Source organism: Streptomyces sp. XM83C (assembly GCF_023072675.1).
GTDB lineage: Bacteria > Actinomycetota > Actinomycetes > Streptomycetales > Streptomycetaceae > Streptomyces > Streptomyces thermocoprophilus.
Genome location: NZ_JALLGL010000302.1, coordinates 1 through 7316, shown reverse-complemented (window position 1 = coordinate 7316; position 7316 = coordinate 1). Strand labels below are relative to the sequence as shown.

Here is a 7316-nt window from a genome sequence, read left to right as displayed (position 1 = left end):
TGCTGGTGCCGGGCATGGCGGGGCGGCGTGCGTGGCGCTTGGCACGTGACGCGTGGCTATGCGGCGCTGGGTGCTTGGCGCGTGGCGCGTGGCGCGTGGCTATGTGGCGCTGGGTGCTTGGCGCGTGGCGCGTCAGCCGCGTTCCACCATCGCTTCGATGCCCGCCACCAGCAGGTCCAGGGCGTAGGTGAAGTCGCGTTCCATCATCTCCGCGACCGTGTCCCCACCCCGCGCCTCCATGATCGCCTTCGACTCCTCCAGCACCCCGGCGGTGGTCGGCGCCTCGGTCGCCACCGCCATCGCGTGCCGGAAGTACTCGTCCCGTGTCATCCCCAGGGCCGCGCTGCGCGTGTTGAGGTGGGCCTCCAGCGTGCCGTAGCCGTACACGAACTGGAACACGGCGGCGATCGCGCTGGCGATGCGATGCTCGGGGATGCCGGTGCGGCGGACGACCCGCTGCGTCACCCGTGAGAACTCGAGGGTGTTGGGGCCGATGCCGAGGAACCTCCCGGTCAGCGGCGACACCCAGGGGTGGTCGGTCAGCAGCCGGCGGTACTGCGTGGCGAGGTCCCGCAGCTGGTCCCGCCAGTCCTGGTCCGCCGTCTGCGGGTCGGGCAGCCGCATCTCCCCGAACACCGCGTCCAGGGCGAGTTCCAGCAGGTCGTCCTTGGTGTCGACGTACCAGTACACGGACATCGCGGTCACCTTCAGCTCGGCCGCCAGCCGGCGCATCGAGAACGCGTCCAGCCCCTCGGCGTCCAGCAGCCGTACGGTCACCGCGGTGATCCGCTCCCGGTCCAGCCCCGAGGGCTGCCCGCGTCCGCGCCTGGTCCTGCCCTCCAGCCAGACACTCGTCCGGGCGGTCTTTCCGGCCCGCCTGCCCGACGTGGTCATCGGCGCCACCCTCCTCGGCTTCTTCACGCCGATCATGCCAGCGCACGGCGGTGCGCGGGACGGGCCGACGGCCGGATCAGGCGCACAGGGGACGGTGATGCGGCGGCGCCCCGGGGGTTCCCGCCGGGGCGCCGCCGCATACGAGGGGCGTGTACTGCCTTGCCGTGTCAGCCAGTTGCCTTCCGGGTGAGGTCGTAGAAGGTGGCCGAACCGACCGTCACCTTCTTGAAGGTGGCTTCTACCCAAGCGGTGATCTGGGAGGACGTGCCGTTGCCGCCGCCCATGCCGCCACCGCCCATGCCGCCGCCCGCGACGAAGTAGTGGATCCTGCCTTCCGCCACGTACTTCTTGAACTGGGCCGGCGTCGGCGACGGGTCGGTGCCGTTGAAGCCGCCGATCGCCATCACCGGCTTGCCGGTGGAGAGTTGGTAGCTCGCCGCGTTCTGGGCGCCGACGGCCGCCGCGGCCCACGTGTAGTCGTCGGCGCCGGTCGTCAGCAGCTTCTTGGCCTCAGCGCCGACGCCGGCGCCGTTGAGCAGACCGCCCATGCCGCCCTCGCCGGTGCCGCCGCCGGGAAAGCCGGGGAAGCCGGGCATGGCCTGGCCGCCCTGGCCTTGGCCCTGGCCGGGCATCGTGCCGCCGCCCGGTGCGCCGCCGGCGGGGAAGCCGCCCTTGCCGCCGCCCGGCATACCGCCGCCGGTGCCGCCGCCGGGCAGGGCCTGCCCGCCCTGGGCGTTGCCGGTGCCGCCGTTCTGCTGTCGCTGGCCGCCGTTGCCGCCGGGGAAGCCGCCGCGCGGGCCGTCGCCTCCGCGTCCGCCGGGGCCGCCCATCATGCTCGCGCCTGCCGGGCCGGCGGTGACGATGGACCCCGAGTGCCCGTGGTCGACCGTGCTGAGGGTGTACGCCGTCGGACCGGCCAGCGCCGCGACCACGCTCACGGCCGCCGCCGCCAGCGCCGGCCGCCGCGTGACCCGGCCGGCGAAGATCAGGCCGAGCGCGCCCGTCAGACCGCCGACCAGCACCAGCCACTTCAGCCAGGGCAGATAGTCAGGGGTGCGGTTGAGCAGCACGTACCCCCAGGCAGCGGCGGCCACCGCGGCCGAGGCGAGCGCGAGCGCCGCCCAGGTGCGGTCCCGCTTCCCCCACAGCAGCCCGGCGCCCATACCGACCACGACGGCCAGATACGGCGCGAGGGCCACGGTGTAGTACTGGTGGAAGATGCCCGCCATGAAGCTGAAGACGACCGTCGTCATCAGCAGCGATCCGCCCCACACCAGGAACGCGCCCCGCGTCACCGACGCACGCCCCGCCTTCCGCGTCGCCCACAGCGCCGCCACCAGCAGGATCAGCGCGGCCGGCAGCAGCCAGGAGATCTGGCCGCCGATGTCGGAGCTGAACATCCGGTCCCAGCCGGTCTCGCCCCACTGGCCGCCGCCACCGCCTCCACCGCCTCCACCGCCTCCGCCGACGCTGCCGGTCTCGTGGCCGTTGAGCCGGCCGAGGCCGTTGTAGCCGAACGTCAGCTCCAGGAAGGAGTTGTTCTGCGAGCCGCCGATGTAGGGGCGGGACGACGCCGGCCACAGCTCCACGATCGCGACCCACCAACCGCCCGAGACGACCAGCGCGACGGTGGCCAGGGCGAGCTGCCCGAGCCGCTTGCGCACCGGCACCGGCGCGCACACCGCGTACACCAGGGCCAGCGGCGGCAGGATCAGGAAGGCCTGGAGCGTCTTGGCGAGGAACGCGAACCCGATCGCCACCCCGGCCCACACCAGCCACTTGGTCCGCCCGTCCTCCAGCGCCCGCACGACGAGGTAGCAGGCGGTCGCCATCAGCAGCGCCAGCATCGCGTCCGGGTTGTTGAAGCGGAACATCAGCGCCGCGACCGGGGTCAGCGCCAGCACCGCCCCGCCGAGCAGTCCGGCGCCCGCGCCGAACCGGCGCCGTACCGCCGCGTACACGACGGCGACCGTGGCGACGCCCATCAGCACCTCGGGCACCAGGATCGCCCAGGAGTTCAGGCCGAACAGCCGTACCGACAGGGCCATCGGCCACAGCGAGGCCGGGGGCTTGTCGACGGTGATCGCGTTGGCCGCGTCCAGCGAGCCGAAGAAGAACGCCTTCCAGCTCTGGCTGCCGGCCTGTACGGCCGCCGAGTAGAAGGAGTTGGCGTAACCGGAGGCGTCCAGGTCGTACAGGTACAGCAGCCCGGTGACCAGCAGCAGCGCCAGCAGTGCGGGGCGCGCCCAGCGGGGGTCCTCGGGCCTGCCGCGCCACAGCCGGCGCCGTCCGCCCGGCCGGGACGCGGACCCCGCGGGCGGCACGGCAGGCGCGGGGGGCGGCGGGTCCCAGCCGGTGGTCTGGTCGACGTGCGCGGTCATCGCGTTTCCCTCGGATCGGTGTCGTGCGGGGGCACCGGCTGCGGATACAGGGTGTCGTCCCGGCGGGCGGTGTCGTACGGCCAGTGCTGCCGCTCGTCGTCGTACGGCTGTGGCCGCTGCCCTGTGGTGTCGGGCTCCCGGCGGTCCGGGAACACCCAGGCACGGAAGAGCAGGAAGCGCAGGACGGTCGCGGCGAGGTTGGCGGCGATGAGCACCGCCAGTTCGGTGGAGTGCGCGGGGTCTGCGGTGGCCGCGTCGAGCGCGGCGAGCGAGCCGCTGGTCAGGGCGAGGCCGATGCAGAACACGATCAGGCCCTGCGCCTGATGGCGGACGGCGCCGCCGCGCCCCCGCACCCCGAAGGTGAGGCGGCGGTTGGCGGCGGTGTTGGCGACGGCCGAGACGAGCAGTGCGAGCGCGTTGGCGGTCTGGGGTCCGCAGAAGGTCCGGAAGAGGCTGTAGAGCAGCAGGTAGAACAGGGTGGACAGGACGCCGACCACGCAGAACCCGACGAGCTGGCGGGCCAGTCCGGTCGGTACGTCCTTGATCTCGCGGTCGCGCGGGTCGTCACCGAAGGGACGCGCCAGCCGGTCCAGCGGCAGCGCCCCCGTCGCCAGGGCCTTGCCGACGCGCCACACGCCTTTCAGATCGTCGGTGGCGGTCCTGACGATGTGCACGGTCGAGTCGGGGTCGTCGACCCAGTCGACGGGCACCTCGTGGATGCGCAGTCCCGCGCGTTCCGCGAGCACCAGCATCTCGGTGTCGAAGAACCAGCCCGTGTCCTCCACGAGCGGCAGCAGCACCCGGGCGACGTCCTTGCGGATCGCTTTGAAGCCGCACTGCGCGTCGGAGAAGCGGGCGTGGAGCGAGCCGCGCAGGATCAGGTTGTAGGAGCGGGAGATGAACTCCCGCTTGGCGCCGCGCACCACCCGGCTGCTGCGGCTGAGCCGCGACCCTGTCGCCAGGTCGGAGTGGCCCGAGATCAGCGGCGCCACCAGCGGCAGCAGGGCGTTGAGGTCGGTGGACAGGTCGACGTCCATGTAGGCGAGTACCGGGGCGTCGGACGCGGACCACACCGTGCGCAGGGCGCGGCCCCGGCCCTTCTGCTCCAGCCGCACATGGGCGACCTCGGCGATCTCCGCCTCCAGCCGCGCCGCCACCTGCGGGGTGGTGTCCGTCGACGCGTTGTCCGCGATCGTGATGCGGAAGGGGTAGGGGAAGGTGCGCGTGAGGTGCTCGTGCAGTCGGCGCACACAGGGCTGGAGGTCCTTCTCCTCGTTGTAGACGGGGATCACTACGTCCAGAACAGGCGTACCGGCTCCTGCGGCCGGGAGGTGCTCCCGCGCCGGCAGGGTGCCGGGAGAAGAGTCGGTTCGCATGCGGACGACTGTTGTCAACGGCCCTGTTACGCCCATGTGGTGGTGCTGTGGTGCGGCTGTGAGTCGGAGGCCGGCCGGAAAACCCCGGCAGGCTCGGGCCGTACGGCCGGGCCCTGGGCGGCCCCTGCCCCCGCACCCGCGATCGCGACGGCGGTGGGGGCCCCGGCCGACGCCCCGCCCGGACCTCCGATCGGCGTCGCACCCGGGCCCGCGATCCGCGTCGCGACCGGGAACGCGCTGCCGGCGACCGCCGGCAGACGCACCGTGAACACCGTCCGCCCGGGCACGCTGTCCACGGTCACGGCACCGCCGTGCGCGCTCGCCACCGCCTGCACGATGGCAAGGCCCAGCCCGGTGGAGCCGGTGGCGCGGGTGCGCGCCGAGTCGCCACGGGCGAACCGTTCGAAGACACGCGGGAGCAGCTCCGGCGGGATGCCGGGCCCGTCGTCCTCGATGTCGACGGTGATCCACGGCCCGCCGGCGCGCACCCGCGCGGTGACGGTCGTACCGGGCGGGGTGTGACTGCGGGCGTTGGCGAACAGGTTGACCAGCACCTGCTGGAGCCGGGCCGCGTCGGCGCTGACCAGGGCGGGCTCGTCGGGCAGGTCGAGCCGCCACACATGGTCGCGTCCGGCGGCGCGGGCGTCGCTGACGGTGTCGATGACGAGGGGCACGAGATCGGTCTCCTCGAACTGAAGCGGCCGGCCGGCGTCGAGCCGGGCGAGCAGCAGCAGGTCCTCCACGAGCAGCGTCATCCGCCCGGCCTCGGACTCGATACGGGCGAGGGCGTGCCGGGTGTCGGGGCCGACCTGTTCGCGTCCGCGCCGGGTCAGTTCGGCGTATCCGCGGATGCTGGCGAGGGGGGTGCGCAGTTCGTGGCTGGCGTCGGCGACGAACTGCCGTACCCGTGTCTCGCTCTGCTGGCGGGCGTGCAGCGCACCGTGGACGTGGTCCAGCATGCGGTTGAGGGCCGCGCCGACCTGGCCGACCTCGGTGTGCGGGTCGCACTCGGACTCGGGGACGCGTTCGCTGAGGTTCACCTCGCCTGAGTGCAGGGGCAGTTGGGAGACGCGGGTGGCGGTGGCGGCGACCCTGCGCAGCGGGCGGGTGGCGACGCCGACGAGGACGTACCCGGCGATCACGGCGGCGGCCAGGCCGGCCGCGGTGACGCTGACCTCGACGAGGACGAGCGTGGAGACGGTGCCGTTGACGTCGTCGGTGGGGAGTGCGACGTAGTACGCCTCGCTGCTCCGGAAGCCGTTGATGTGCTGCGCGCGGTACGTGCCGAGGCCGGGCACGTCCACGGAGTGCGCCTTGCCGTCGCGGGGGACGGTGGCGAGGGCGGCCTTCTGCGCCTCGTCCAGCTCGACCGCGGTCATCGTCTTGAACGCGCCGTAGGTGTCGTCGGTGCGTTCGGCGATGGCGGCGCTGCTGATCGTGCCCCGGTCGACGTACGCGGCGATGGTCTTCGGCTGGGTGGGGCCCTGCGTGACGAGCCTGGTGACCTTCTCCGCCGGGGTCCGGGGCGTCACCTGCGGGTCGTCGGGTCCGGCGCCGCCCGGCGCATGGCCGCCGGCGGCGCGCATGGCGACGTCCCTGACCTTGTCGTCGAGCTGGTCGATGAGGTGCTGGCGCAGCGCGAGCGTGGTGACCGTGCCGATCACGGTGCACACGACGGCGATCAGCGTCACCGCGGCGACGACGAGACGCGTCCGCAGTGTGCGCGGCTGCCTGCCGCGGCGCTGCGGACGCGGGGGCCGGGGGGCCGTCTGCCGCTGCTCGTGCGACCGGGCCCCCGGCCCCCGCTGGTGCGGCCTTCGCCGCCCGCTCATGACGTGGCGGGTTTGATCAGGTAGCCGGCTCCGCGCCGGGTGTGGATCATCGGCTCGCGCCCGGCGTCGATCTTCCGCCGCAGGTAGGAGATGTACAGCTCGACGACGTTGGCCTGGCCGCCGAAGTCGTACGACCAGACGCGGTCGAGGATCTGTGCCTTGCTGAGCACGCGGCGCGGGTTGCGCATGAGGAAGCGGAGCAGTTCGAACTCGGTGGCGGTGAGGTGGATGTTCTCGCCGCCGCGCGACACCTCGTGGCTGTCTTCGTCGAGCATGAGGTCGCCGACGACGAGGACGGAGTCCGCGCGCCGGTCGGCCGCGCCGGAGCGGCGGATCAGGCCGCGCAGCCGGGCGACGACCTCCTCCAGGCTGAACGGCTTGGTGACGTAGTCGTCGCCGCCCGCGGTGAGCCCGGCGATACGGTCCTCGACGGCGTCCTTCGCGGTGAGGAACAGCACGGGCACATCGGGCAGTTCGCGGCGCAGCCGGCCGAGGACGGTCAGGCCGTCCATGTCCGGCAGCATCATGTCCAGCACGACGGCGTCGGGCCGGAACTCCCGCGCCGTCTGCAGCGCGCCGTGGCCGTCGCCGGCCGCACGGATCTGCCAGCCCTCGTATCGCAGCGCCATGGACAGCAGCTCGGTGATCGACTGCTCGTCGTCCACCACAAGCACCCGGACGGGGCTCCCGTCCGGCCTCAGCAGTTCGGTGCGCCCCTGGGGCGAGGTCGTGGTCATAGGCGTCACCATGTCGGGGGCCTGTGAGAAGAGGCTTTCGGCAATCTGTGATTTCCCTGAGAAATCCACAGGGGGCTCTCAGGGGGCGTACAGGGT

At 72.9% G+C, this 7316-nt stretch carries 5 protein-coding genes; all 5 read right to left on the bottom strand.

The annotated features are described in order from the left end of the window. Positions 1-132: 132 nt before the first annotated feature. On the bottom strand, positions 133-894 hold the full coding sequence (locus MTQ10_RS25325; protein ID WP_247472475.1) for a TetR/AcrR family transcriptional regulator: 762 nt from the start codon (positions 892-894) through the stop codon (positions 133-135). A gap of 167 nt (positions 895-1061) precedes the next feature. Then, a complete protein-coding gene (locus tag MTQ10_RS25320) occupies positions 1062-3275 on the bottom strand; it encodes an ArnT family glycosyltransferase (protein ID WP_247472474.1) in 2214 nt (737 codons plus the stop codon). Then, positions 3272-4651: a bifunctional glycosyltransferase family 2/GtrA family protein gene (locus MTQ10_RS25315; RefSeq protein WP_247472473.1), complete on the bottom strand. Its 1380-nt coding sequence runs from the start codon at positions 4649-4651 to the stop codon at positions 3272-3274. Before MTQ10_RS25315 ends, MTQ10_RS25320 begins: the two co-directional genes overlap by 4 nt. Positions 4652-4677: 26 nt before the next feature. Next, positions 4678-6483 carry a sensor histidine kinase gene (locus MTQ10_RS25310; RefSeq protein ID WP_374117685.1) on the bottom strand — a complete coding sequence of 602 codons (1806 nt, stop codon included), beginning with the start codon at positions 6481-6483 and terminating at the stop codon, positions 4678-4680. Continuing rightward, positions 6480-7220, bottom strand: a complete 741-nt coding sequence (locus MTQ10_RS25305) for a response regulator transcription factor (RefSeq protein WP_247472471.1) — start codon at positions 7218-7220, stop codon at positions 6480-6482. Before MTQ10_RS25305 ends, MTQ10_RS25310 begins: the two co-directional genes overlap by 4 nt. Positions 7221-7316: the final 96 nt, after the last annotated feature.